The sequence below is a fragment of the Arthrobacter sp. 01L42 genome (assembly GCF_056400005.1).
The window spans coordinates 122,240-146,842 of the sequence record NZ_JBFTSL010000004.1 but is presented as its reverse complement, the minus strand read 5'-3'; the positions used below and the strand labels follow the sequence as shown (position 1 = coordinate 146,842).

Here is a 24,603-nt window from a genome sequence, read left to right as displayed (position 1 = left end):
GCCCGAATCAGTAATTCACTGCCGGGGGTGCCGTCCCGGAATCCCCCGCCGAAGCCGGGCATTCCGTACACAACAGGAGCCAGCCGCCACGGACTGCAGCCGGATCCAACGTTCAGTTTAGTGGCACGTCCGCGGTCTTGTCGAAACCGCCGGGCGCGGCCGCCGACTCTGCCGGCGCGCCAGCTGCCTGCGGCGGTTGCGGTTTTCCACTTTCCTGGGCTGCGAGCAGTTCGCGAATAGCGGCGACACCCCGGTAAAGCTCCGCGAAGGATGTGCTGAGCGGCGACAGCCCGATCCTGATGCCCTGCGGGGCGCGGAAATCGGGAATCACGTCCTGGTCCCACAATGTGGCCGTCATTTCCCGGAAGGCCGGGTGGTCGATCGTCACGTGGCTGCCGCGCAGTTCCGCCGCCCGCGGGGTGGACAGCTGCACGCCGGCCGGCGCCAGCCAGGCGTCGTAAAGTTCGAGGGCATAAGCGGTCAGCACCCGTGACTTCTCCCGCAGTGACGCCATCCCCGCTTCCTCGATCAGGTCCAGGGTGCCGCGCATGGCGAGCATCCCGAAGATCGCCGGAGTGCCGCTAAGGAAGCCGCGGATGCCGGGGGCGGCCTCGTAGCCGGGACCCATTTCGAACGCGTCCTTGCGCCCCATCCAGCCCCAGATGGGCTGCTGCAGCCCGGCCAGGTGCCGTGCGTTGATGTAGGCGAACGCGGGCGAGCCCGGTCCCCCGTTCAGATATTTGTAGGTGCAGCCTGCCGCGAAGTCGACGTCGGCGTCGTCCAAAGCGATCTCCACAGACCCGGCGGAGTGGCACAGGTCCCACACCACCAGGGCGCCGGCGTCGTGGATTGCCGCGGTGATGCCCGGCAGGTCCGCGAGGAAGCCGGAGCGGTAGGCGATCTGGCTCAGGACCACGACGGCGGTGGCCGGGCCGGTGGCGTCGCGCACCTGCTCGACGGTGACGCCGGAGGCCGGATCGGCGTCGATCCAGCGCAGGGTCAGGCCTTCTTCACGGGCGATTCCCTCCACCAGGTAGCGGTCGGTGGGGAAATTATCCGTGTCCAGGACGATCTCGGTCCGGGCCGGATCGGTGACGGCTGCCAGCGCGGCGCGGATGAGCTTGTACAGCACCACGGTGGTGGAATCGGCAATGATCGTCTGCCCCGGCGCCGCGCCGAGCACGGCGCGGCCGAGCTGGTCGCCGATCTTCTGGGGCAGTTCGAGCCATTCCTCGTCCCAGCCCCGGATCAGGCGGCCGCCCCAGCTGTCCTGGATGAAGCTGCTGATGTCGGTGACGGTCCGCTTGAGCGGACGGCCCAGGGAGTTGCCGTCAAGGTAGGACAGGTCCGTGTCCGTGCCGACGAAGTGGTCGCGGTAGCCGGCCAGCGGGTCCGCGGCGTCGAGGTCGAGGGCGCGCTGCCACAGGCTGTCCGTCGCGTCGGTGTTGGCGGAGATGCTCACTGGCCGATCTCCGTCCGCACGGCGAAGAGCTCGGGGAAGAAGGTCAGTTCGAGGGCCTTCTGCAGGAACGCGGCGCCGCTGGATCCGCCGGTGCCGGCCTTCATGCCGATGGTCCGCTGGACGGTGCGCAGGTGGCGGAAACGCCACAGCTGGAAGTTGTCCTCAAGGTCCACAAGTTCCTCGCAGGCCTCGTATGCGCCCCAGTTGTCGGCGGCGTTCTCGTAGATGTACTTGAACACCGGGACCAGTTCGGGGCAGAACTCGTGGGCCTTGGTGACGTCGCGCTCCAGCAGGGAGGCCGGGACATCGAAGCCCTGGCGCTTGAGATAGGCGAGGAAATCGTCGTAGATGCTGGGGGCTTCGAGCAGTTCGCGCAGCATCTCGTGGGCCTCGGGGTCCGATTCGAACACCGGAAGCATCTTGGCGTTCTTGTTGCCGAGGAGGAACTCCACCGCACGGTACTGGCTGGACTGGAATCCGGACGAGTTGCCGAGGAAGCCGCGGAACTGGGAGTACTCGGTGGGCGTCAGGGTGGCCAGCACGGACCATTGCTCGGTGAGTGTCTTCTGAATGTGCTTGACGCGGGCGATCGCCTTCAGGGCGGACCCGAGGTCGTCCGACCGCAGCCACGCGGCGGCGCTGCGAAGCTCGTGCAATACCAGCTTCAGCCACAGCTCCGTGGTCTGGTGCTGGATGATGAACAGCATCTCGTCGTGGTGTTCCGGGGTGCTGACCGGCTGCTGGGCGCTGAGCAGGGTGGGCAACTGCAGGTAGGACGCGTAGCTCATCCGCGCACTGAAATCCCGGACAATGTCCTGGTCCAGTTCCCTCGTGTTTTTCTCGATGGTCACGTGTCTTGCCTTCCTTGCCAAGTGGCTGTGAATCAGCGCGGCTCCAGTGAACCAGAACATTGTCAGCGCGGGGCCGACGCCGATCCGGCCCGGTTTTTAGCGGGCGAACAGGAGGTCGTGGGCCTGGACGACGTCCAGGCGCATCTGCTCCACCAAAGCTTCAGCCCCACGGTACGCCACCATGCCGCGGAGCCTGGCGACAAATTCCACCACAACTGTCTGGTCGTACAGATCGAAGTCGTCGGGAGACTCTTCCGGGCGGTCGATCACGTGGGCCTCGACCTGACGGCTCACGCCGTCGAACGTCGGGTTCGAGCCTACGGAGATGGCGGCGGGCCAGCGCGTGCCTGCCTGGTCCACGAGCCAGCCGGCGTAGATGCCGTCCGCGGGGATGTACCCGGTGGCCGTCGAGGAGAGGTTCGCGGTGGGGAACCCGAGGTCGCGGCCGCGTGCGGCACCGTGCACCACCTCGCCGCGCATCCGGTGCGGCCTGCCGAGGACGGCAGCGGCGGTGGCGACGTCGCCCGCGCGCAGGGCCTCGCGCACCCACGTGGACGAACAGCGGCGGTCCGTGCCGTCGTCGTCGTGGATGGGAAAGCCCTCTGAGCCGAATTCGCTGATGACCAGCACCTCGAACCCGAGCTTCTTGCCCAGCTCCTGCATGGTGGCGAGGTCGCCGGAATTGCCGCGGCCAAACCGGGCGTCGTGGCCGATCACCACGTGGCTGGCCTTGAGGCTGTCGACCAGCACTGACGCGACGAATTCCTCGGGGGTGAGGCTGGCGAGCTCCATCGAGTACTTCATCACCAGCACGGCGTCGAGGCCGAGCTCTCCGAGGGCCACGAGCTTGTCCTCCAGCCCCATGATCAGTTCGGGAGCCGATTCCGGACGGTGTACCTGCGCGGGGTGTGGGTCGAAGGTGATGGCGACGGCGCGTGCGTGCTTCAACCGGGCGGTACGGATGAGCTGCGACAGCACCTGCTGGTGGCCGCGGTGCACGCCGTCGAAATTGCCGAACGTGACAACCGAAGGACCAAAGTCCGCCGGGACCTCGGACAGATCGTTCCAGATGTGGACCATCAACCTCGCCTTTTGCTGCCTGCCATGAACTGCTCCGGAGCGACCGTGCCGGCTCCGGAACTCTCTTAGATTACCCGCAATCCGGGCAACTCCCGGACGGTCCGCCGGGCTCCGGGGCATCCGCGTAAAGGCCCCGCCGGAGGGACCACGGTTAATCGGCGGCAGGGCGAAGGTGTGAGGCGGGCGCGCACTATCGCCCCAGCAAAAGCCGCCGCTCGCTGTCGCGCACCGTCTGTTTCCGCCAATTCCGCCAATGCAGCAGCACTGCGACGAGGATGAGGGGGACGTGGAGCCCGGGCAGGATATTCGCTAACCACCGCGGCAGGTAGATGTCCGTGACGGAGCCCGAGCCGTCTCCAAGACTTTTCGCGACGACGGTCAACGGGCATTGGAAGCCGGTGCCCGCAAAAATCAGCGATTCGCTGGCGACCACGACGGCGGCAGCCCTCGTCTTCCGGTCATTGCGGCCCGTGATGCCGGCGTACAGGACGTAGGCCATGCAGGCCTCAATCACGAGCCAGGCAAGGGTGTGGAGCGTCTTCACTGCCCGCAGCATCAGACTGCGCTGGTCCATGCCTCCACCCTAGGCCCGCCGTGGCGCGGAGGCTTGGGACTTTCGGCCCGGTGCAGGGAGCCCGGCGACGGAGGGCGCGGTTGCGGGGGTCCCACCGAGTCAGTCGAGGCGAGCGTCCGTCCAGGCACGGGGTCACTCCAGGCGGAAGTAGGTGTTCCGGCGGGGTGTCCGGGCGGGGTCGAGGTGGGGTGGCGGGATGAACCAGGGGATGCCGGTGCGCATCTGGATGCTCCAGTGTTCCTTGTGGATCACGTGGTGGTGATGGCTGCAGAGCAGGGTGCCGTTGCCGGTTCCGCTGGTTCCGCCGCGGGACCAGTAGGTGATGTGGTGGGCCTCGCACCAGGGAGCGGGAATGGTGCATTGCGGGAAGGCGCAGCCCCGGTCCCGGGCCGTGATGGCCTTGCGGATGTGGGACGGGAATACCCGGGAGGCCCGGCCGATGTCCAGGACCTGGCCCTCGCCGCCGAGGACCACCGGGATGATGTCCGCGTCGCACGCGAGCTTGCGAACCGTGGACGCGGTAATTGGGCCGGTAAACAGCAGCGTCCCGGTGCCGTGCCTGGTTCCGGTGCCGTGCTGTGCGGTGTTGGCAGGGGCGCCTGCTTCGGCGGGAATCGTCCCGAGCCGGGTGAGCAGGTCGCGGTAGTCGATGGTGGCCATGACCTGGGGCCGGAGCCCGCCCGCGGCGGGCAGCCCTCCGGTGGCGAGGGCTGCTTTGCACGCGCCGACGAGGCCGTCGAGCAGCCGTTGGGGCCGGGAGCGGAGGTCCAGGGACGGCAGCGACGGGTCCTCTTCGGCCGTGGCGGGCTCCGCAGCCGGGCCTGGCGCATCCGCCGCCGCGGACCCGTCACCCGGTCCGGTGGCGGTGCCTTTGCCGGTGTCGGGGCCGGTGCGGGGGTTGGTGGCGGTGTTCATCACGGTGATCAGGTGTTCGAACTGGTCCGTGGTGGCGAAGATTTCCAGGTGCTGCAGGCCGTGCCGGGGTTTGCGGAGGAAAGCGCCCTGGAGCTGGCGGAGCAGTTCCTCGGAGGGCTCGGCGCCGTCCTGGTCCAGCGCCTCGGCCCACCGGCGGGCGATCCGGGCCAGGAAGTCGGCGTCGTTCTCGATGGCCGTCGCGGTCAGGGCGTGCTCCATCGCCGCGACGGCCTCCGGGAGGCAGCTGTGCCGGACCCGGTCCAGGGCGAGCGTGATGACGGTCGCGGCCCGGGACGCGACCTCGCCGGCCGCGACGGCGGCTCCGAGCTCCGGGTGCACGGGCGGGATGGGCCGGCCGGCGAGTCCCTGCCGGGGCAGCAGCGAGTCGGCCAGCGCCAGCCGGCGCCTGGCCTCCGCGGCGCCGATCCGCAGCCGCGCCCGCAAAAAATCTGTGGCGTTCCGGTAACCGTCATCCGCCGCAGCAGACATCCCAATTTGCCCGGCAAAGTCACCCCGGGGGCCAGTTCCGGCCCCGGCATGCGTCCCGCCGACAGGTGCGCCGTGAGCCCCGGCGTCGGAAACGGCATCAGCTCCCCCGCCGGCCCCTGCATCCATCCCGCCGTCGGATTCCTGTTTCCAACCCGTCAGCCAGCCCGCCTGGGCCGCTTCCTCACCCCAGCCGTGTGCGGCCGGCGCGGTGAACGCGGCGTGTTTGCGCGTCCGCTCTACCGCCGCCGCGGCAACGAGCTGGAAGTATTCGACCGTGCGGGACAGGTCCTCGACGTGGCCGGCAAAGTCCGCGGCCTCCCGCAAGCCAAACCAGGGGGAATCGACATCCGCAGCCGGGTTCGAAGCCCGCAGCGCCGCCAGCGCCGAGTCCACCGCCGCACCCGCGGCGCCCAGAGCGCCGCCGGCTGCGTCAGCCGCGCCGGGAACGGCGGCCAGGCGGGGATGCCGGGAGGACACAGCCGGGCCGGCCCACGGGGCCCGGTCCGGGATGAACTCTCCAATGGCTTCCATAACTAAACTCTGCCAGAGGGGTACGACAGACATAGCGGAAGCCATTCCTGCTGGCGCGTGACTCATAGTGGGTGACTCCCGGCAGCGCACTTCAGAGCATCTGGAGCCCATAGGGCACGTCCGGGCACGTAACACTGCGTACGACCCCCGCCCTCCTACGGACCGGTGCGTGGCAAGCTGTAGGGATGGACAGCACAGCCGCTCCCCAAGTCGGGGAATCACCGTTCGCACCACTGCTGCCGGGCGATCCGCGCCGCCCGTTGGGCCCACGCGATCCTGGCGATGCCTGGGTCGATGGCGACCGGGGGCGGTTCTGGGGTCGGTTCGGTTCCGCCGGGCTTCTGGTCCACGACCCCGCCAAGGGGGTCCTGCTCCAGCACCGCGCCTTGTGGAGCCATCAGGGCGGCACTTGGGGGCTCCCCGGCGGCGCCCTGCACCAAGGGGAAGAAGCCATCCACGGCGCGTTGCGGGAAGCACACGAGGAAGCGGCCGTGCCTCCGGGGAATCTCCAGGTCCTGTTTACGTCGGTGTTCGACGTCGGCTACTGGTCTTACACCACCGTGGTGGCCGTTGCCCTGCAGCCGTTCGAGGCCGCGATCAGTGATGCGGAAAGTATCGAACTGCAGTGGGTGGGGATTGACGGCGTCGGCGGCAAGGAACTGCACCCGGGCTTCGCCGCGGCCTGGCCGGGGCTGCGCAGCAGGCTCACTGAGGCCCGGCGCATCGCCGGCCGCCTGTAATCAGCCGGAGTCAGTGGTCCCGGGGCGCGGGCCGTCGGCGGTACAGCCAGATGAGTCCCAGGATCGGCAGCAGGAGCGGGATGAATCCGTAGCCGCGGCCAAACAGGGACCATACTGTCTCGTGCGGGAAGTTTACCGAGTCGAACACGCTGAGTGCTCCCACCACCAGGACGCCCACAAGCTCCACCAGGACTGCCGCCACCGAGACCTTGAACGCGGTGCGCCCCGGCTTCGCCAGAGACACGGTGGCCACGACGTAGACGGCGGCGGCGAACGCGGACAGCAGGTACGCCAGCGGCGCCTCGGAAAACTTGGTGAGAATCTGGTAGCCGGCCCGGGCCGTCGCCGAAATCGCGAAGATGGCATAGACAGCAATCAGCAGCCGTCCCGGCCCGGTGTTGCGGGTATCGGTCGTCGCCGGCGCAGTGTCGGCGGATCCAGCGTCCGCCGGCCCAGTGGTCCGGGACGCCGGCGCCGCCGGGTTTCCGGTGCCGTCGTGCGGGGAGTTTGCGCTCACGTTTTCTGCCTCTTCCATCTCAATACCAGATCTGGTTCATGCGCGCCGCCATCACCAGGGCGGTGACGCCGACGGCGGCCAGGACAAAGTTGCTCCAGCGGGTCCGCTCCAGGATGGACCAGTACACGGCCCCAATCGGGAGGATCAGCGCCGTCGCCAGATAGCCCCAGAACTCCCAAGCCTCCCCCGCGATCCGCTCGCCGCTGGCCACCCGGACAATCGAACCCCCCAGATAGACCAGGAGGGCAAGTTCGACGGCGGCCACCGACAGTATCGTCGTGTCGTTGGGCGCCTTCTTCAGGAGGCCCGCGACGACGCAGATGATGCTGGAGAGCAGGCCAACCACCAGAATGATGTAGAAATACGCGTCCACTACTGGCCGGCCAGCTTATCTGTGGGCTGCTTATCTGTGGCCGGCTTGCCGTTGCCGGGCTTTTCGTTGCCGGGCTTTTCATTATCCGGCGCGAAGACGAGCACTGGTTTGGCGTAGCTTCCCGCATCGGCCAGGAGGGCCACGAGCGAACCGTCCGGCGCGAACGCCGCTGCCGGTTTGTCCGCGGTCGCTGCCTCCGGCGTGCCTGCCGCTGCTCCGGCTCCGATCCTGCGGCCGAAGGAAATCTCGGTGGTTTCCGCCTCGCTGAGTTCACGGTTCGGCATCAGCGCCCGGGCCGCGTCCGAGATTTCCAGGACGTCCAGCGTCTCGGCCAATTGTTCGAGGGTGTGCGCCTGATCAAGGGTGTATGGACCCACTTGAGTCCTCCGCAGTGCAGTCAGGTGGCCGCCGACGCCGAGAGCATCGCCGAGGTCGCGGGCCAGGGCACGGATGTAGGTACCGGAGGAGCACTCCACGGTGACGTCCACGTCGAGGGACTCGCCGTCGTGGACGGGACGGGTCTCGTGGATCTCAAAGCGGTGGATGGTCACCGGCCGGGCCGCGAGCTTGACCTCTTCACCGGACCGGACCCGGGCGTAGGCGCGTTCGCCGTTGACCTTGATGGCACTGACGCTGCTGGGAACCTGCTCGATTTCCCCGGTCAGTGCCGCGACGCCGGCGCGGACGGCGTCTACGGTGACCCCGGCGGCGCTGCGGGTGGCGGTGATCTCGCCTTCGGCGTCGTCCGTGACGGTGGATTCACCGAGCCTGATGGTGGCGGTGTAGGTCTTGGACGTGCCCACGATGTAGGTCAGCAGCCGGGTGGCCTTGTTGATGCCCACCACCAGAACGCCGGTGGCCATCGGATCCAGTGTCCCGGCGTGGCCGACCTTTCGGGTACCGGCAATCCGCCGCATCCGTCCAACCACATCGTGGCTGGTCCAACCTTGCGGCTTGTCTACTATCACCAGTCCAGAAAGCACGCCTCCCAGTATATGCGGGCCAGCCCCGCCCCGACGCCCACCGTCCCGCCGCCACCGCGGACGCCGGGCGTTAGGATGGCAGACATGCCCGAGCTTGCCGCACATGTCCGCGACGTCCCGATTAACCAGATCCGCGAGATCACCGAAGCCGCCTGGGGAACGCCCGGTGCGATCGTGCTGAGTATCGGGGAGCCGGGCTTCGCAGTCCCCCGCCATGTCCTCGAGGCCGGCATGGCGTGCCTGGACCGGGACGAGACCAACTACACACCTAACGCCGGGATCCCCGCGCTGCGGGAGGCCTTCGCCGCCCGCTTCCGTGAACACAATGCGACGCCGGTCGGCGCGGAGCGCGTGTACGTGGTCGACGGCGCCCAGCAGGGCCTGCATTTCGCCATGAGCCTGTTGCTCTCCCCCGGGGATGAGATCCTCATCCCCAATCCCGGCTACCCCACCTTCGCGATGACGAGCAGCCTGCTGCACGCCGTTCCGGTCCGCTACCCGCTGTACCCGGAGCACGATTTCCAGCCACGGATCGAGGACATCGAGGCGCTCATCACGCCCCGAACCAAGGTGCTGATCCTGAATTCCCCGTCCAACCCGCTCGGCGCTGTCCTGGGCGAGGACCTGACCCGCCGGCTCGTGGAGCTGGCGAGGCGGCACGATCTGTGGGTCATCTCCGACGAATGCTACGAGGCGTTCACCTACGATGTCCCGCACGTCAGCCCGGCCCGCTTCGACAGCGACGTCCCGGGCGAAGCACGCGTTTTCACCTCGCTCACGCTCTCCAAAACCTACGGGCTGACGGGACTGCGGATCGGTGCGCTGATCTGCCCGCCGGGGCTGGAACAGAAGATGAACAACGTGATGGAGTCGATCGTGTCGTGCGTGGCCTCGCCGTCGCAGTACGCCGCGCTGGCAGCGCTGACCGGTCCGCAGGACTACGTCAGCCACGCCCATGCCCACTACCGGGCCAACCGCGACGCGGCCTCGGCGGTGCTGCGCGCCCACGGCATCCCCTACCTCGCGGCCCAAGGCGCGTTCTATTTGTGGGCGGACGTCTCGCATGCCAGTGGCGGGGATGTCCGGTCATGGACGCGCCGCTTCCTGGCGGACTCCGGGGTGGCCTTCGCCCCCGGCACGGCGTTCGGCTCGATCGGCGAAGGCTGGATCCGGATCGCGCTCTGCGGCAGCCAGGCCGATTTGGTGGATGGCCTCGGGCGCATCCCTGCACGCGAGCCGGCTGCGGGCACCGACAGGTCCACCGGCCCTATCGCCGGGCCGGCCGGCGCCCTAGCCTGAGCTCACGGCGCTTCCAGGCTGGCCCACTGTCCTGGCGTCGGACCTGGCCCGACAGGGCGCCGTGGATTTCCAGCCGAGGGAGTACATCGTGTGGTGGCAAGACCTGCTGTGGGGTTTCTGGAATGGGCTGACGGCATGGATCGTCCTGATCGCCCATGTATTCGGGTTCTGGAGTGAATTCCCGTTCTATAACTCCGCCCGCGCGGGGAACTGGTACGACTTCGGCTACCTCCTGGGCATGGGATCTCCCGTGCTGGGCGGCGGGCTGGGAGCCCGAGGACGCTCAAGACGCCGCTAGGCGGACAGTGCGGCGTCGAGCCAGCTGCGAAGGGCGGCCGACGGCGGCGCACCGGCCTGGCGCGCTGCCACCGCGCCGTTCTTGATGACGAGCAGCGTCGGGATGGCCTGGATATCGAATCTCCGGGACAATCCCGGGGAGCTGTCGACGTCGACCTTCACCAGCTTGAACTTTCCAGCCCGCTCCACGGCCAGCTTGTCCAGCACCGGGCTGACCATTCGGCACGGCCCACACCACGCCGCCCAGAAATCGACGAGAACCGGAACGGTGGATTGCTCCGCGACAACCGGGAAATCGGCGTCGGACGCCGCCACGATCCAGGCAAGGTCCCGGCCGCAGTTGCCGCAGCGCGGGTGCCCGGCAGCGGCCGCGGGAATCCGGTTGGTCTTCCCGCAGTGCGGGCATTTGGTCAGGCTGGACTCCACGGCACTCCGCCACCTTTGCGCATAACTGCGGTCCTTGATGCTTCTATATTCGTCAACCGTGGCCCGGCCGTCCACCTCCACGCCGCTCCCGGACAGACTCGAGGCGGTTTTCACCCGGATCCCGGGTCACCGGCAACGGCAGCTGGATCTTTCCGAACGGATACGACAGCAGGGGCCGGATCCGTTACCGGTTCCGGCCCCTGCTGTTGAAGGCATTCCTACTTGTTGCGGTCCTCATCGATTGCGTCGTTGTCGATGAGGTCCAGGTCCTCTTCGTCAAAGTCGTCCTCGTCGAGCTCCACGTCCTGCGGAGTGTCACTCTTGTAAGGATCGGCGTCGCCGGCGTGCTTGGCACTTTCGGCAAGCGCGGCCACCTCGGCGTCGCGCTTCTTCGCCGCCCGGAGCAGCTCCTCAAGGTTCGAGGCGTTGACGGGGATCTGGTCAGCCACGAACTCGAGCGTCGGAGTCAGCCGCACGGTGATGTTCCGCCCGACTTCCTGCCGCAGCACGCCCTTGGCCTTCTCCAGCCCCTTGGCGGCGTCGGCCTGGGCCACTTCGTCACCGAACACGGTGTAGTAAACAGTTGCGTGCTGCAGGTCGTTGGTCACCCGCGAGTCGGTCACGGTGACGCCTTCCAGGCGGGGATCCTTCACCCTCCGGCCCAGCGCCTCAGCAACGACAACCTTAATCCGCTGCGCCAACTTGGCAGCCCGTGCGGGATCAGCCATTTCCACTCCTAAAAATTTGGATGTACGACGGCGCTGTAACGGCTGCCGTACACCAGTTGGGTTTTCATGCCACGCGCCTAAGGCGAGTCTACGACGGACTCCCGTTGGTTTCTTCCGGCGGCCCTTTGGAGCCGTGGAGGGGGCCCGGGAGTGGCATCGGGCCTGCCGGAGCTGGGTGGCCGACGTCGTAAGACGTCGGCCACCCAGCGTAGGGGCGGGGCCCCCTCTACGGCGGAAAAGTGCAGGGCCGCCGGAAAATCCAACGGCCCCGCACCTGTACTGCTAAACCAACTTAGAGGCGCGGCTTCTCGCGCATCTCGAAGGTCTCGATGATGTCACCTTCGGTGATGTCGTTGAACGAGCCAAGACCGATACCACACTCGAAGTCCGTGCGGACCTCGGTTGCGTCGTCCTTGAAGCGCTTGAGCGTCTCAACGGTGAGGTTGTCACCGATGATCTTGCCGTCGCGGCTGATGCGGGCCTTGGCGTTGCGCCGGATAACACCGGAGCGGACGATCGAGCCTGCAATGTTGCCGAACTTGGAGGAACGGAACACTTCGCGGACCTCGGCGGTGCCAAGCTGGACCTCTTCGTACTCCGGCTTGAGCATGCCCTTGAGGGCTGCCTCGATGTCATCGATTGCTGCGTAGATGACGGAGTAGAAGCGCATGTCCACGCCTTCGCGGTCTGCCAGTTCGGCAACACGCTCGGCGGGCTTGACGTTGAAGCCGATGATGACGGCGCTGTCGACCGTTGCCAGGTTGACGTCGTTCTGCGTGATCGCACCGACACCGCGGTGGATGACGCGGAGCTGGACACCCTCGCCGACGTCGATCTTGAGCAGCGCGTCTTCGAGGGCTTCCACGGCACCGGACACGTCACCCTTGAGGATGAGGTTGAGGGTGTCGATCTTGCCATCGGCGACGGCCTGGTCGAAGTCTTCCAGGCTGATGCGCTTGCGGCGCTTGGCCAGGGCGGCGTTGCGGTCGGCGGCTTCACGCTTCTCGGCGATCTGGCGGGCGGTACGCTCGTCAGCGGTCACGAAGAAGGTGTCACCGGCGCGCGGGACGTTGGACAGACCCAGCACCTGCACGGGGCGGGACGGGCCGGCCTCGGTCAGGGCGCTGCCGTCGTCGTCGAACATCGCACGGACGCGGCCGTGGGCCGTGCCTGCCACGATGGTGTCGCCGACGTGCAGGGTACCGGACTGAACCAGGACGGTGGCCACGGAACCGCGGCCCTTGTCCAGGTTGGCTTCAATCGCGATACCGCGGGCGTCCTTGTTCGGGTTGGCGCGCATGTCCAGGGCAGCGTCTGCGGTGAGCAGAACGGCGCCGAGGAGCTCGTCGATGTTCAGGTTCTGGCGGGCGGAGACCTCCACGAACATGGTGTCGCCACCGTATTCTTCCGGAACCAGGCCGTACTCGGTCAGCTGGCCGCGGACCTTGTCCGGGTTGGCGCCTTCCTTGTCGATCTTGTTCACGGCCACGACGATCGGCACGTTGGCCGCCTGGGCGTGGTTGAGGGCTTCAACGGTCTGCGGCATGACGCCGTCGTCCGCTGCGACCACCAGGATGGCGATGTCGGTGACCTTCGCACCACGGGCACGCATGGCGGTGAACGCCTCGTGGCCCGGAGTATCGATGAAGGTGATTTTGCGATCGATGCCTTCGTGGGCGTGGGTGACCTGGTAGGCACCGATGTGCTGCGTGATACCGCCGTGCTCGCCCGCCATAACGTCGGACTTGCGGATGGCATCGAGCAGTCGGGTCTTACCGTGGTCAACGTGACCCATGACGGTGACAACCGGAGGACGTGCCTCGAGGTCTTCATCGCCTTCGGCTTCCAGTTCGGCGTCGAAGTCGATGTCGAAGGTGGAGAGCAACTCGCGCTCCTCGTCCTCCGGGGACACAACCTGGAGCTTGTAGCCAAGCTCCTCGCCGAGCAGGGCGAAGGTCTCTTCATCCAGCGACTGCGTGGCCGTGGCCATTTCGCCGAGGTGGAAGAGGACCGTCACCAGTGCTGCCGGGTTTGCCTCGATCTTGTCGGCAAAGTCCGTGATGGACGAGCCACGGCGAAGCCGGACTACGGTGTTGCCGTCGCCGCGGGGTACGCTCACGCCACCCAGCGACGGAGCGCTCATCTGCTCCAGTTCCTGACGCTTGGCACGCTTCGACTTGCGCTGCTTGCCACGGCCTGCGCCGCCCTTACCGAAGGCGCCCTGGGTGCCGCCGCGACCGCGACCGCCCTTACCAAAGCCACCACCGGCCGGAGCGCCGCCACCGGCACCGGGAGCACCGGTACCCGGAGCGCCACCCGGACGGCCCGGACCACGGCCTCCGCCGCCGGGACGGCCGGCACCAGCGGGTGCGGGACGTTCGGTGCGGTTAGGCATCATGCCGGGAGTCGGGCGGTTGCCGCCGGCTCCTGCCGGACGACCGGCGCCGGGAGCGCCGGCCGGACGCGGGGCGCCGGGGCGGGGGCCGCCTGCGCCTGCTGCCGGACGGGGACCACCCGGACGGGGGCCGCCAGCGCCTGCTGCGGGGCGCGGACCACCGGGGCGTTCACCCTCGGTGCGGCTTCCGCCCGGACGGGGCATTCCCTGGGAAGGAGCGAACGGGTTGTTGCCCGGACGCGAGGGACGTTCGTTGTCGCCGCCGCGGCCGCGGGGCATGCCCTGGGACGTGGCGAACGGGTTGTTGCCGGGACGGGGACCGCCCGGACGCGGTGCAGAACCACCCTGGCGTGCCGGAGCAGCCGGGGTTTCGGCCTTAGGGGCCGGACGCGCGCCGGGCTTGACGCCCGTCGACGGAGCGGCCGGGGCCTGGGCAGCGGGGGCTGCCGGAGCCTGGGCGGCGGGGGCTGCCGGAGCGGCGGGCGCGGCGGCAGGTGCCGCAGCGGCCGGAGCCGGAGCTTCAGCCTTGGGTGCTGCAGCCGCCGGCGCTGCGGGCGCAGCGGGGCCGGGTGCAGGCGCCGGACGGGTCGCTGCCGGGCTGGCAGATGCCTGGGGGGCGGACGCCGGAGCTTCGGACTTCGAAGCTGCGGGGGCGTCGGGGTAAGCGTTGCGCAGTTTCCGCACAACGGGAGCCTCGATTGTTGACGAGGCGGAGCGAACGAATTCGCCCAGTTCCTGCAGTTTGGTTACTGCATCTTTGGAAGTAATACCGAGCTCTTTAGCAAGCTCATGTACGCGGACCTTGGCCACATTTCTCCTGTCTCGGTCCGCACCGAGCCAGGCACGAACCGTCTACTTCTTACTGCGGGCCTCCGCCGCGAATGCAGCTGAAAGGCCCATTGCAGAGCGCAACAAAGTTGTCATCGTTGCGCACTCATCGCTGGGAACTCATCGGGTTTCCATCAGTTTTCTGACCCGCTTTCAGGTTGGACGGTTGTTGCTGCGGCCACCGGGGTGCCCACGGCTTCCGTGCCGGCAGTGATCCGGCGTTCAACATCGGCCGTACCGGCTGCGCCGTTGAGGGCGCGGCCGAACGCTCGACGTTTGACCGCCAGTGCCAGGCACTTTTCGCTGGGGTGCAGCCATGCTCCCCGGCCAGCCATCCGGCGTCGTTCATCCACCACGACGGCGGACGAACCACCGGCGCCGGCGACGAGCCGGAGTAACTCCGACCGCGATCCTTTTTGTCGGCATCCGATACAGGTGCGCTGCGGCTGATTCCCGAGGTGTTGCACATGTGCCACGTTCGAGTATCTTCCTGCCAGTACAGCTGCTTGGTGAATCACCGCGTCCCGGGAATCCGGGAAAAACCCAGACGCGCCAATGACACACGGATACCGGCCGTTAGGCGCGGTCATGTCTATTCTAGCCCCTCCGGCGCCCGGGTCCCGAACCCAGGCATGCCGGTCAGCTTGGAAATCACGGCTAACCCGTGAGAGCGCACACAGGCCGCGGGCCGCGATGGCGGCCCGCAGCCCGTGTTCGTGCGCGTGTTCGTGCGCTTGCGCGTTTGCGCTATTTGCCGGTGTTGACGGCGGCGTCGGAGACGATGTCGATTCGCCATCCCGTGAGCTTGGCGGCGAGACGGGCGTTCTGGCCCTCTTTGCCGATGGCGAGGGAGAGCTGGTAGTCGGGAACGACCACCCGGGCCGAACGCGTCGCCTCGTCGGTGATTGTGACCGAATTCACGCGCGACGGCGAGAGGGCGCTGGCGATGAAGGTCGCAGGATCGTCGTTGTAGTCAACGATGTCGATCTTCTCGTCGTTCAGTTCAGTCATGACCGCCCGGACACGCGAACCCATTTCACCGATGCAGGCGCCCTTGGCGTTCACGCCGGGGGTGTTTGCCTTCACGGCGATCTTGGTGCGGTGGCCGGCTTCGCGGGCAAGCGCCACGATCTCGACCGAACGGTCCGCGATCTCGGGAACTTCGAGTTCGAAGAGCTTCCGGACGAGCCCGGGGTGGGAGCGCGACAGCGTGATGGACGGGCCCTTGGTGCCGCGGTGGACGTCGATCACGAAAGCGCGCAGCCGGTTACCGTGGATGTACTTCTCGCCGGGAACCTGCTCGGGCGGCGGCAGCAGTGCCTCCACCGTGCCCAGGTTCACCTGGATCATGTGCGGGTTGTTGCCCTGCTGGATGGTGCCGGCGACAAGCTCACCTTCACGGCCCTTGAACTGGCCCAGCACGTTGTCGTCCTCAGCGTCCCGGAGGCGCTGCAGGATGATCTGCCGTGCGGTGCTCGCCGCGATGCGTCCGAAGCCCGCGGGGGTGTCCTCGAACTCGCCGATCGGGGCGCCGTCGTCGTCGATCTCGGTGGCCCAGATGGTCACGTGGCCGCTCTTGCGGTCGAGCTCGGCCCGGGCCTTTTCGAAGGCGCCGGGGGTCTTGTGATAGGCCACGAGCAGTGCCTGCTCGATTGTTGGAATCAGGAGATCCAGCGGGATTTCACGCTCACGCTCCAGGAGTCTCAGTGCGCTCATGTCAATATCCATCAGGCCTCCTCAGAAGGTCCATTGTTTGCTTTTTCCAAGCCGGCCTCTTCGAGGTGGCTGAACTCTATCTCGACTTTTCCGCTGCGGATCCTGTCGAAAGGAAGCTTGACGGGTTCACCCTGTTTGGGCTTCATGCCCTTCTTGACGGCAATTTCCGGAACGAGGGTGACTCCCCCATCGTCCACGGACTGGACCCTGCCGGTGACGTTGTCGCCTTGGATCACGTTCACGTTGACCATCCGCCCGCGGGCGCGGTGCCAGTGCCGCTCCTCTGTCAGTGGACGGCCGACGCCGGGTGAAGAGACTTCGAGCTCATAGGGGCGCGCGTCCATGCTGGGGTCGTTGTCCAGGGTGTCCGAGAGGGTCTTGGAGATCTCGGCGATGACGTCGAGCCCGACGCCCCCGGTCTCCTCCTGCGGCAGGTCCACCACTACGTGGACCACCCGGTTGGCGCCGGCGACATGGATGGATACGTCCTCCAGGTACAGCCGGTTCGCCAGCACTGCGGGTTCCAGGAGTGCGTGAAGGCGCTCGGCCTCGACATTTTGAACGGTTGCGGCTTCAGCCTTTCCCGTTCCGGTCCGGTCTGTTGAAGTCGTGGCTTCTGCGTTGGTCATGATGCCGGCCGCCTCCCGCTAGATGATGTTGTGTGTACTAGCCTAGCGATTTTCCGGGCGGCGTGGTGCACGCAGTTCCGGGCCGGCATGACAACATGGTCTGTTGTGAAAGACGACACCAGGGAAAAGCGATGGCAGGATCACTTTCCCCGGTCGCTCCCCCGCTATGTGCTTTTGGTGTGCCTCGCCCTGGTGGTGGTGAGCCTGGGCGTGGTCCTGACGCCGGCCAGGCCGCCGGAACCTGCGGCGCCGCCCTTTTCTGAGCAGGCGCGCGCCGCCGCACTGGCCGAAACCCGGCAACTGCTGGACGCCGGCAGCCAGCTTGGCACCGCGGCCCGGGCCGGTTCAAAAGACAGCCCGGCCGAGGGCGCGGATGGCCGTCCGGCCGCTGCCGGGAATCCCGCCATCGAGCGGACTGTGACCTTGCTGACACTCCAGGCGCAAGCGCTGCTGGCGCCCGGAGAAAGTCCTGCGGACCCGGCCGGCGCGGCCGCCGCCTCCGGCCGGGCAACGCCCCCGGCAGCGTCCTACGCCGCATCGACTCAGTCCGCTTCCGGAGCGCCCGACTCCGGGGCGTCCGCCGCACCTCTTCCGGCGACCGCAGCCGGGCTGGTGGCGGCCTTGGCAGACAGCGGCCGCCAGCGCCTTGCGGACGCTGCCAAGGCCGACGGCGGCATGGCACGGCTGTTGGCCGCCGTCGGCACCGCTCAGCTGCTGCAGGCGTCCGCCCTCGCCGCCGGCACCGGAACGGCGGCGCCGGCAGCCGACGTAACCTCGCCGCAGGTGTCCGGGACCTGCCCGTCGCCGTCCGCGACGGCGCCCTCCACAGAGGGTCCGGCCGCAGCGGAACCGTCCACAGCAGCGCAGCCCGAAGGAGAGCCATCCGCGGCCGCGTCCAGCCTCGGCGGCGCCCTGGCGTCGGCTGCGCGGACCGAGGCGCAGACCATCTACGGCTACCAGGTGGCGCTGACCCGGCTCGGTGGCGACGCGGCGAAATCCGCGGCCGAGGAACTGGCCCATCATGACGCGCTCCTTGGCGCCGTGGAATCCCTGAGCCGGCTGCACTGTTCCGCGGTGCCACCACGCGAGGCGGGCTACGCGCTGGCGCCGTCCTTCCTGGCCTCCCCCGCCGCCGGCCTCGGCGACCTGGAAGCCGCCGCCCTGCCGGTCTATGGCGACCTCGTGGCGCTGAGTGAGGGCGGGACCCGGCAGTGGGCCATCGCTGCCCTGTTCGGGTCTGCGAAGCGGGCGGTGCAGTGGGGTGCGGATTCCGGCGCCCTGCCGGGCCTGGACAGGGCCTCGATGCCGACGCGGCCGGCGGGCGAAACGCCGTCGCAGCCCGCGGGCTGAACGCCGGAGCAAGCCTCGGCTTATTTTGGTAAGCCTTGGAATACTGGCATGCCCCGGCGCCGGGTGATTTGCTGTAGGCATGGAAACGACCGGCGCCGCAACCCAGCACGAGAACGAGCCGCACCACAATGACATCGCACACCGCCTCAATTGGCTCCGCGCGGGCGTTCTGGGGGCCAATGACGGCATCGTCTCCGTCGCAGCGATCGTCGTCGGCGTCGCCGGCGCCACCACCGACACCGGAGCAATCCTGCTCGCGGGCGCCGCGGGCGTGGTGGGCGGCGCTATCTCGATGGCGCTCGGGGAATATGTCTCCGTCAGCAGCCAGAAGGACAGCCAGCACGCCTTGATTGAAAAGGAGCGCCGGGAACTGGAGGAACAGCCGGAGGAAGAGCTCGAGGAGCTCGCGGCGATCTACCAGGGCAAGGGCCTCAGCCCCGCGACCGCACGGACGGTGGCCAAGGAACTGACGGCGCACGACGCGCTCGGCGCGCACCTCTCAGCCGAACTCCATATTGACGAGACCGACATCGTGAGCCCGTGGCACGCGGCGTTCGCTTCCGCCATCGCGTTCCTCGCCGGTGCAATCCTGCCCATGCTGGCCATCCTGCTGCCGCCGGAAAGCATCAGGATTCCGCTGACCTTCGTGGCCGTGCTCGTGGCGTTGGCCGCCACCGGCGCCGTGGGCGCGTGGATTGGCGGCGGTTCAAAGCTCAAAGCAGCGATCCGCGTGGTGATTGGCGGCGCCGTTGCGCTGGTGGCAACGTTCGCGATCGGCAACGCGCTCGGCGCGAGCGGCATCGTCTAAAGGCCCCCCGGTCCCAGAGGAACCATCCGAGGCCCGCCAACGCGGCGGCGACCCCTCCGGCCCTACGATAGGTCCCGTGAACGCGATCCCAGACGTCCCCATCCCGCCTGATCTTTCCCGCCGGTACGCCCGTACCCCTGCGGGACGCACCTGGCTGGCAACACTTCCTGACCTGATCGGGCGATTCCTCGACCAGTGGGACCTGGAGCCGGATCTGGAACCGGGTGCACTTCCCTGGAACGGGCACGGCGGCGTCGTCATTCCCGTGCGGCGCCGGGACGGGCAGGGGTCCCCGGGCAAGGGCGAGGCAGCCGTGCTGAAGCTGGCTTTTCCGCATGAGGAGGCCACCCGCGAACACCACGCCCTCGCCCTGTGGGGAGGTCACGGCGCCGTCAGGCTGCTGGCCGCCGACGCCGGTTCCTGCGCCCTGCTCCTCGAGCGCCTGGACGCCTGCCGCTCCCTCCTGGATGTCCCGCTGGACACGGCGGTGACCGCGTGGGGCGGCGTGGTCCGCCAGCTCAGCGTGGTCCCGGACAGCCGGCCGGAGTGGCGGGAAATCGACCACGTGGCGGCACGGGCCGAGCGGTGGAGCGATGAATTCCCTGAGGCGTGGGAGCAACTGGGGCGGCCGTTCCCGCGATGGCTGCTCGAAGCGGCGCTGGAGGTCTGCCAGACCCGCGGCGCCGTGGGCCGGCGGTCCGGCAAAGACGTCCTGGTCCACGCGGACCTGCACTATTTGAACGTGCTGGCCCGTCCCGGCGTGCCGGACCCTGGAGCCCGGAAGGAAACACCGCCGCTGGAGTACGCTGCGATTGATCCCCAGCCCATGATCGGGGAGGCGGAGTTCGCGGTGGCCCCGGTGCTGTGGAACAGGCTCCGGGAACTGCCGCAGCAGGATCCCGGGCGGGCCCTGCTCGCGCGGTGCGGGGATTTCAGTGCCGCAGCCGGGCTCGACGCCGAGGCCGCCCGGCAGTGGAGCCTGGCGCGCGAGGTGGAGAACGCCCTCTGGTATGCCTCGCAGCGCCACTATGACGGCGATCTGGCCCGATCGCTGTGGGTGGCGAGCACGCTGGCGGGCCGGACGCTTCCCGGCCTGCCCGCCCCGCAGGAGCTGCCCGATCCGGGCCAGGACATGGCCCACTGGGCGGCGGACCAGCACTAGCCGCAGCCGGCTCCTTCAGCACTTGGCGATCCGGGGACTTTTGGCTCTTCCCCGACCGGGGGTGCCGGGGAGAAGGCTGGACACATGCACAAACCCCGTGGCGGGCGCTCAGCCGCCGAACCTGCCGGGCAGAAGGGTCGGGACAATGACGATCCTTTCCTCCGGTATGCCGCCCGCTTCGAGCGGCCCATCGTGGAGATCAAGAGTATGCTCCGCGGCTCCGTTAACTCCCCGGCCGAGATCGCCCGTGCGCTCGGCTTGCCCGCCGCAGCGGCCGAGGGACCGGCATCGTTTTTCGCCGACTTCTCCGCGCCGCACGGAACCCGGCACATCCGGGCCTGCGGTGCAGCCGCCTGCTTCGCGGCGTCCGGCGGCAGGCACATGGCGGAAGTGGAAGCGGCGCTGGGAGTGGAGTCGGGGAGCCGAAGCGCGGACGGCGCCGTATCGCTCCAGGAAGTGCGCTGCCTGGGCTACTGCTTCGGCGGACCGGCGGCCCTCGACGGCGGGGACGCGTGTGCTGGGCCCGACCTGGCGGCCCAGTTGCAGGGGTCGTCACCGCGGAAGGCGCCGCCCATCCCGGTGTCCTGTGACAGTGCGTATCCTGTGGTGACCGCCGGGCTGCTCGGAGCATCGACGCCATGGTCGGCCTGGCCCGGCGTCGTCGCCGCAGGAACACCTGAAGATGTCCTCAGCCAGGTCGAATCCGCCCGTCTGAAGGGACGGGGCGGAGCCGGCTTCCGCGTCGCCGCCAAATGGCGGGCCGCACTGGAACACCCTTCACCGCGGGTGGTTGTGGCCAACGGTGATGAGGGCGACCCCGGTTCCTTTGCGGACCGCTTGCTCATGGAACAGGACCCGCACCGGGTGCTCGAAGGCCTCGCCCTGGCCTGCTTCGCTGTCCGCGCGGAAACCGGCGTCGTGTTTGTCCGCTCAGAGTATCCCCACGCCGTCGCCCGCCTGAAGGAAGCGCTGCTCGAGGCACGCGCTGCCGGGCACCTCGGCCCGGACGCGGGAGGCAGCGGATTCAGCCTGGAGATCCACGTAGCTGTTGGCGCGGGGTCGTATGTCTCCGGCGAGGAAACGGCCCTGTTGAACGGGCTCGAAGGCCTGCGCGGCGTCGTGCGGCCACGCCCGCCGTTTCCCACCACACGGGGGCTCCACGGACGGCCCACCGTAGTCAACAACGTGGAAACACTCAGTGCGGTGCCGTGGATAGTGCAGCACGGCGGAGCCGCATACGCGGCGATGGGGACCGCGGACGAGGCCGGCACGGTGGTCGCCTGCCTGTCCGAACGGTTTCTCCGGCCCGGCGCCTACGAGGTGGAGATCGGCACGCCGGTCCGGCGGATCGTGGAAGATCTCGGCGGCGGGCTTCGGGACGGGGCAGCGATGCGTGCACTGCAAATCGGCGGCCCCCTGGGCGGCTTCCTCGGCCCGGCCGACCTGGATGTGCCCCTGAGCGATGCCGCCCTCACCAGCCGGGGAGCGGCCCTCGGCCACGCAGGGATCGTCGCCTTCGATGACAGGCTTTCGGGCGAGCAGGTGCTGCGGAACCTGTGGGACTTTGCGGCGGCGGAGAGCTGCGGGCAGTGCTCGCCCTGCCGGGTGGGGACATGGCGCGGCCGGGCCCTGTCGGAGCGGTCTGACGGGCCGGATATCCGCCGGGAACGCGGCGAGGTGCTGCGCACGATGGCGGCGGGCAGCCTGTGCGCTTTCGGCCGCCGGGTGCCGTCCGCGGTGTTAAGCCTTGCCCGCGTCTACGGCCTGGACGGATGGCCGTCGTGAAACTCGTTGTCGACGGCCGACTGGTCGAGGTCGCGGCCGGAGCCACGCTGCTCGATGCTGTGCGGGCGGCCGGTCTGGCCCTCCCGACGTTGTGCCACGATGACCGGCTCACCACCGTGGCCTCGTGCCGTACGTGCCTGGTCGACATCACCGGCCGGGGCCCGGCCGCCGCCTGCAGCACCCCGGCGGAGGACGGATTGCGCGTCGCCGTCGAGGCGTCCCGGGCGTTGCGGCGGGATGCCCTGCGGGCCATCGTCGCGGGGCTGCCGACGCGGGCGCTGGACGTCCCGGCCGACCGCAGCGAACTGGCCCGGCAATGCGCCGACTACGGGGTGACTGCCCCGTCTGGTGCCGTCACGCCGCCGGAGCGCGGACTTGACCACTCCCACCCGTACGTCAAGCTTGACCGCGATCTCTGTATTGCCTGCGGGCGGTGTGTCCGCGCCTGCGCGGAGATCCAGGGCACGTTCGCCCTGACCCTCACGGGCCGCGGAGCCGGCACGGTGGTGGCGCCGGGCACGGGTGGCCCCTGGGCGGAGTCCGACTGTGTCTCGTGCGGGGCGTGCGTGGATACGTGTCCCACCGGCGCCCTGTCCGAGCCCGGGCTGCTCAACATGCTGCCGATCGAACGGCAGACCCGGACCACCTGCGGGTATTGTGGCGTCGGCTGCACCCTGGAGGTCTCCACCCGTGACAACGTGATCATGACCGTCCGGCCCGCCGGTGAGGGCTCAGTGAATCGCGGCCACGCGTGTGTCAAGGGACGGTTCGCCCACGGGTTCCTGGGTTCAACAGACCGTCTGACAACCCCGCTGATCCGCAGGAACGGAACCCTGGCGCCCGCGTCGTGGGAGGCCGCAACGGGTTACGTGGCCGCCAGGCTTGCCGGGATCCGGGACGCGGACCCGGGCGGATTCGCCGTCATCTCCTCGGCCCGGGCCACCAACGAGGAGAACTATCTGGCCCAGAAATTCGCCCGGGCAGTCATGGGGACAAACAACGTGGACAACTGCGCCCGGCTCTGTCACGCCCCCTCGGCGGCCGGCCTGGCCGCCACGTTTGGTCTGGGCGGCGGCACGAATGCATTCGATGACCTCGACCGGTGCGACGTTATCCTCCTGGTTGGCGCGAATCCGACGGCGGCGCACCCCGTTGTCGGTTCACGGATCTTCCAGCGGGTCATGGACGGCGCCCGCCTGGTGGTGGTGGATCCCCGGCGCACGTTCCTCGCCCGGCACGCCGACGTCCACCTGCGGCCCCGGCCGGGAACCAACGTGGCCGTGTTCAACGGCCTGGCCCACGTCCTGGTCCGCGAGGGGCTCCTGGACTCCGCCTTCCTTGATACCCACACCAACGGCTATGACGAGCTGCTCGGGTTGCTCGAGGACTACCCGCCGGAACGCGTAGCCGAAATCTCCGGTGTCCCGGCGCACGACCTCGTGCGCGCCGCCGTGATGTACGGTCAGGCGCTGGTCCCGGCAATCTTCTACGGACTCGGCGTGACCGAACACCGGCACGGCACGGACGGTGTCCGGACCCTGTCCAACCTGGCACTCCTGCGCGGTGCCGTCGGGCCGGGTGCCGGCGGTGGGGTGAACCCGCTGCGCGGGCAAAACAACGTCCAGGGTGCGTCTGACATGGGGGCTCTGCCTGACCTGCTGCCCGGCTACCAGAAGGTCTTGGACCCGGCAGCGCGGACCCGCTGCGCCGAGGCCTGGCGGGCCGATGTGCCGTCGCGGCCAGGGCTTCGGATCCCGCAGATGTTCGCGGCCGCCCGGGACGGGGCGTTGCAGGCGCTGTGGGTGATCGGGGAGGACGTGCTCGCCACCGATCCTGACAGCGCTTCGGTGCGGGCGGCCCTGGCTGCCTGCCCGCTGGTGATCTGCAACGATCTGTTCCTCTCCCCCACGGCCGCCGCAGCGGACGTCGTCTTTCCCGTGGCCGCCTGGCTCGAGAAGGACGGCACGTTCGTCAACTTCGACCGGCGCTTCCAGCGGGTCAGGGCCGCCGTGGCGCCCCCAGCCGGCGTCCGCACAGACTTCGCGGTGCTGCACGCCGTCGCGGCCGGCATGGGGGCGGACCTTGGATGCCCCACACCGGAGGAGGCCATGGCGGAGTGCGCCAGCCTGGCGCCGCTGTTCGGCGGAATATCCCACGCACGCCTGGACCGGGACGGCCCGCTGCATTGGCCGTGCGGGTCCGCCGTTTCCCCCGGAACACCTCGGCTCTATCAGGACCGGTTCGCCACCCCGGACGGTCTGGCACACCTGGCCGCGCGGCCGTACCTGCCGCCGGGCGAGCAGTGCGACGCGGCCTATCCGTACCTGCTCGTCACCGGGCGCAGGGCGGAGCATTACAACTCCGGCAGCATGACCCGCCGGACCGACAACCTGGTCCTGCTCCCCGACGAAACGATCGACGTCGAGCCCGGGGACGCGGCGGCGCTGGGACTGAATGATGGCGATACTGTCCGGTTGGACAGCCGGCATGGAATGGCGGTCCTGCGGCTCAGGATCACGGACGATGTGGAACCCGGTCAGGTGTTCGCGGGCTTCCATTTCCCCGGCGCAACAGTCAACAGCCTCACCTCTGCCGTGGAGGACGAGGTAACGGGGTGCCCTGAATACAAGGTGACCGCGGTCCGCATCTCCGCGCACGCGTAACT

General features: G+C 68.6%; 22 protein-coding genes. 8 read left to right on the top strand and 14 right to left on the bottom strand.

The annotated features are described in order from the left end of the window. Positions 1-112: 112 nt before the first annotated feature. The 5 genes from kynU to AC1DN2_RS04915 form a co-directional block, all read right to left on the bottom strand. Entirely contained in the window at positions 113-1,462 is a 1,350-nt protein-coding gene (kynU, locus tag AC1DN2_RS04935; protein WP_476849437.1) for a kynureninase, read from the bottom strand. Continuing rightward, a complete protein-coding gene (kynA, locus tag AC1DN2_RS04930; RefSeq protein ID WP_223914012.1) occupies positions 1,459-2,313 on the bottom strand; it encodes a tryptophan 2,3-dioxygenase in 855 nt (284 codons plus the stop codon). The genes kynU and kynA overlap by 4 nt, the downstream gene beginning before the upstream one ends. Positions 2,314-2,409: 96 nt before the next feature. Continuing rightward, positions 2,410-3,393: a bifunctional riboflavin kinase/FAD synthetase gene (locus tag AC1DN2_RS04925; protein ID WP_476849436.1), complete on the bottom strand. Its 984-nt coding sequence runs from the start codon at positions 3,391-3,393 to the stop codon at positions 2,410-2,412. A 190-nt stretch (positions 3,394-3,583) separates the two neighbouring features. After that, positions 3,584-3,967, bottom strand: coding sequence for a hypothetical protein (locus AC1DN2_RS04920; protein ID WP_476849435.1), 384 nt, complete (start codon positions 3,965-3,967; stop codon positions 3,584-3,586). A gap of 132 nt (positions 3,968-4,099) precedes the next feature. Beyond that, complete coding sequence (locus tag AC1DN2_RS04915) at positions 4,100-5,902, bottom strand: DUF222 domain-containing protein (RefSeq protein WP_476849434.1); 1,803 nt, start codon at positions 5,900-5,902, stop codon at positions 4,100-4,102. 185 nt (positions 5,903-6,087) lie between these two features. On the opposite strand from AC1DN2_RS04915, the gene AC1DN2_RS04910 reads away from it, so the two are divergent. Beyond that, positions 6,088-6,642 carry an NUDIX domain-containing protein gene (locus AC1DN2_RS04910; protein ID WP_476849433.1) on the top strand — a complete coding sequence of 185 codons (555 nt, stop codon included), beginning with the start codon at positions 6,088-6,090 and terminating at the stop codon, positions 6,640-6,642. Positions 6,643-6,652: 10 nt separating this feature from the next. Here AC1DN2_RS04910 and AC1DN2_RS04905 read toward each other — a convergent pair whose 3' ends face one another. The 3 genes from AC1DN2_RS04905 to truB are packed head-to-tail and all read right to left on the bottom strand — an operon-like array spanning position 6,653 to position 8,515. Then, the gene (locus AC1DN2_RS04905; RefSeq protein ID WP_476849432.1) at positions 6,653-7,177 is read right to left on the bottom strand and encodes a hypothetical protein; all 525 of its coding nucleotides are present in this window, start codon (positions 7,175-7,177) and stop codon (positions 6,653-6,655) included. 1 nt (position 7,178) lies between these two features. Then, positions 7,179-7,532 (bottom strand): hypothetical protein, encoded by a 354-nt coding sequence (locus tag AC1DN2_RS04900; protein ID WP_230012044.1) that lies wholly within the window; start codon positions 7,530-7,532, stop codon positions 7,179-7,181. Then, on the bottom strand, positions 7,532-8,515 hold the full coding sequence (gene truB / locus AC1DN2_RS04895) for a tRNA pseudouridine(55) synthase TruB (protein WP_476849431.1): 984 nt from the start codon (positions 8,513-8,515) through the stop codon (positions 7,532-7,534). Before truB ends, AC1DN2_RS04900 begins: the two co-directional genes overlap by 1 nt. 84 nt (positions 8,516-8,599) lie before the next feature. Here truB and AC1DN2_RS04890 point away from each other — a divergent pair, with 84 nt between their 5' ends. Together AC1DN2_RS04890 and AC1DN2_RS04885 are read left to right on the top strand one after the other, a co-directional pair. Further along, the gene (locus AC1DN2_RS04890) at positions 8,600-9,814 is read left to right on the top strand and encodes a pyridoxal phosphate-dependent aminotransferase (RefSeq protein WP_476849430.1); all 1,215 of its coding nucleotides are present in this window, start codon (positions 8,600-8,602) and stop codon (positions 9,812-9,814) included. 88 nt (positions 9,815-9,902) lie between these two features. Then, entirely contained in the window at positions 9,903-10,112 is a 210-nt protein-coding gene (locus AC1DN2_RS04885) for a hypothetical protein (RefSeq protein ID WP_028278246.1), read from the top strand. Here the strand turns inward: AC1DN2_RS04885 and trxA are convergent. From trxA to AC1DN2_RS04855, 6 genes are all read right to left on the bottom strand, one after another. Next, positions 10,109-10,537, bottom strand: a complete 429-nt coding sequence (gene trxA / locus AC1DN2_RS04880; protein ID WP_223914219.1) for a thioredoxin — start codon at positions 10,535-10,537, stop codon at positions 10,109-10,111. The genes AC1DN2_RS04885 and trxA overlap by 4 nt on opposite strands. Positions 10,538-10,755: 218 nt before the next feature. Then, complete coding sequence (gene rbfA / locus AC1DN2_RS04875) at positions 10,756-11,265, bottom strand: 30S ribosome-binding factor RbfA (RefSeq protein WP_018774499.1); 510 nt, start codon at positions 11,263-11,265, stop codon at positions 10,756-10,758. Between the two features lie 292 nt (positions 11,266-11,557). Next, a complete protein-coding gene (gene infB, locus AC1DN2_RS04870; protein ID WP_476849429.1) occupies positions 11,558-14,470 on the bottom strand; it encodes a translation initiation factor IF-2 in 2,913 nt (970 codons plus the stop codon). A 152-nt stretch (positions 14,471-14,622) separates the two neighbouring features. Continuing rightward, a complete protein-coding gene (locus tag AC1DN2_RS04865; protein WP_476849428.1) occupies positions 14,623-15,078 on the bottom strand; it encodes a YlxR family protein in 456 nt (151 codons plus the stop codon). Positions 15,079-15,235: 157 nt separating this feature from the next. After that, positions 15,236-16,216, bottom strand: coding sequence for a transcription termination factor NusA (gene nusA, locus AC1DN2_RS04860; protein ID WP_018774503.1), 981 nt, complete (start codon positions 16,214-16,216; stop codon positions 15,236-15,238). Beyond that, entirely contained in the window at positions 16,216-16,833 is a 618-nt protein-coding gene (locus AC1DN2_RS04855; RefSeq protein ID WP_028277119.1) for a ribosome maturation factor RimP, read from the bottom strand. The genes nusA and AC1DN2_RS04855 overlap by 1 nt, the downstream gene beginning before the upstream one ends. A gap of 105 nt (positions 16,834-16,938) precedes the next feature. Here AC1DN2_RS04855 and AC1DN2_RS04850 point away from each other — a divergent pair, with 105 nt between their 5' ends. From AC1DN2_RS04850 to fdhF, 5 genes are all read left to right on the top strand, one after another. Then, positions 16,939-18,183, top strand: coding sequence for a DUF4439 domain-containing protein (locus tag AC1DN2_RS04850; RefSeq protein WP_476849427.1), 1,245 nt, complete (start codon positions 16,939-16,941; stop codon positions 18,181-18,183). A gap of 79 nt (positions 18,184-18,262) precedes the next feature. Beyond that, positions 18,263-18,991: a VIT1/CCC1 transporter family protein gene (locus tag AC1DN2_RS04845; protein ID WP_223914023.1), complete on the top strand. Its 729-nt coding sequence runs from the start codon at positions 18,263-18,265 to the stop codon at positions 18,989-18,991. 76 nt (positions 18,992-19,067) lie between these two features. Continuing rightward, positions 19,068-20,153, top strand: a complete 1,086-nt coding sequence (locus AC1DN2_RS04840; protein WP_476849426.1) for an aminoglycoside phosphotransferase family protein — start codon at positions 19,068-19,070, stop codon at positions 20,151-20,153. 84 nt (positions 20,154-20,237) lie between these two features. Continuing rightward, entirely contained in the window at positions 20,238-21,938 is a 1,701-nt protein-coding gene (locus AC1DN2_RS04835) for an NAD(P)H-dependent oxidoreductase subunit E (RefSeq protein WP_476849425.1), read from the top strand. After that, on the top strand, positions 21,926-24,601 hold the full coding sequence (fdhF, locus tag AC1DN2_RS04830) for a formate dehydrogenase subunit alpha (RefSeq protein ID WP_476849424.1): 2,676 nt from the start codon (positions 21,926-21,928) through the stop codon (positions 24,599-24,601). The genes AC1DN2_RS04835 and fdhF overlap by 13 nt, the downstream gene beginning before the upstream one ends. The last annotated feature ends 2 nt before the right edge of the window (positions 24,602-24,603 follow it).

Excerpts from the sequence above, each read along its gene's own strand:
- AC1DN2_RS04845 (WP_223914023.1), top strand. The coding sequence starts at position 18,263 with ATGGAAACGACCGGCGCCGCAACCCAGCACGAGAACGAGCCGCACCAC.
- AC1DN2_RS04915 (WP_476849434.1), bottom strand. The coding sequence starts at position 5,902 with ATGGAAGCCATTGGAGAGTTCATCCCGGACCGGGCCCCGTGGGCCGGC.
- AC1DN2_RS04905 (WP_476849432.1), bottom strand. The coding sequence starts at position 7,177 with ATGGAAGAGGCAGAAAACGTGAGCGCAAACTCCCCGCACGACGGCACC.
- fdhF (WP_476849424.1), top strand. The coding sequence starts at position 21,926 with ATGGCCGTCGTGAAACTCGTTGTCGACGGCCGACTGGTCGAGGTCGCG.
- AC1DN2_RS04855 (WP_028277119.1), bottom strand. The coding sequence starts at position 16,833 with ATGACCAACGCAGAAGCCACGACTTCAACAGACCGGACCGGAACGGGA.
- AC1DN2_RS04890 (WP_476849430.1), top strand. The coding sequence starts at position 8,600 with ATGCCCGAGCTTGCCGCACATGTCCGCGACGTCCCGATTAACCAGATC.
- rbfA (WP_018774499.1), bottom strand. The coding sequence starts at position 11,265 with ATGGCTGATCCCGCACGGGCTGCCAAGTTGGCGCAGCGGATTAAGGTT.
- AC1DN2_RS04920 (WP_476849435.1), bottom strand. The coding sequence starts at position 3,967 with ATGGACCAGCGCAGTCTGATGCTGCGGGCAGTGAAGACGCTCCACACC.
- AC1DN2_RS04925 (WP_476849436.1), bottom strand. The coding sequence starts at position 3,393 with ATGGTCCACATCTGGAACGATCTGTCCGAGGTCCCGGCGGACTTTGGT.
- nusA (WP_018774503.1), bottom strand. The coding sequence starts at position 16,216 with ATGGATATTGACATGAGCGCACTGAGACTCCTGGAGCGTGAGCGTGAA.
- AC1DN2_RS04910 (WP_476849433.1), top strand. The coding sequence starts at position 6,088 with ATGGACAGCACAGCCGCTCCCCAAGTCGGGGAATCACCGTTCGCACCA.
- AC1DN2_RS04865 (WP_476849428.1), bottom strand. The coding sequence starts at position 15,078 with ATGACCGCGCCTAACGGCCGGTATCCGTGTGTCATTGGCGCGTCTGGG.
- AC1DN2_RS04835 (WP_476849425.1), top strand. The coding sequence starts at position 20,238 with ATGCACAAACCCCGTGGCGGGCGCTCAGCCGCCGAACCTGCCGGGCAG.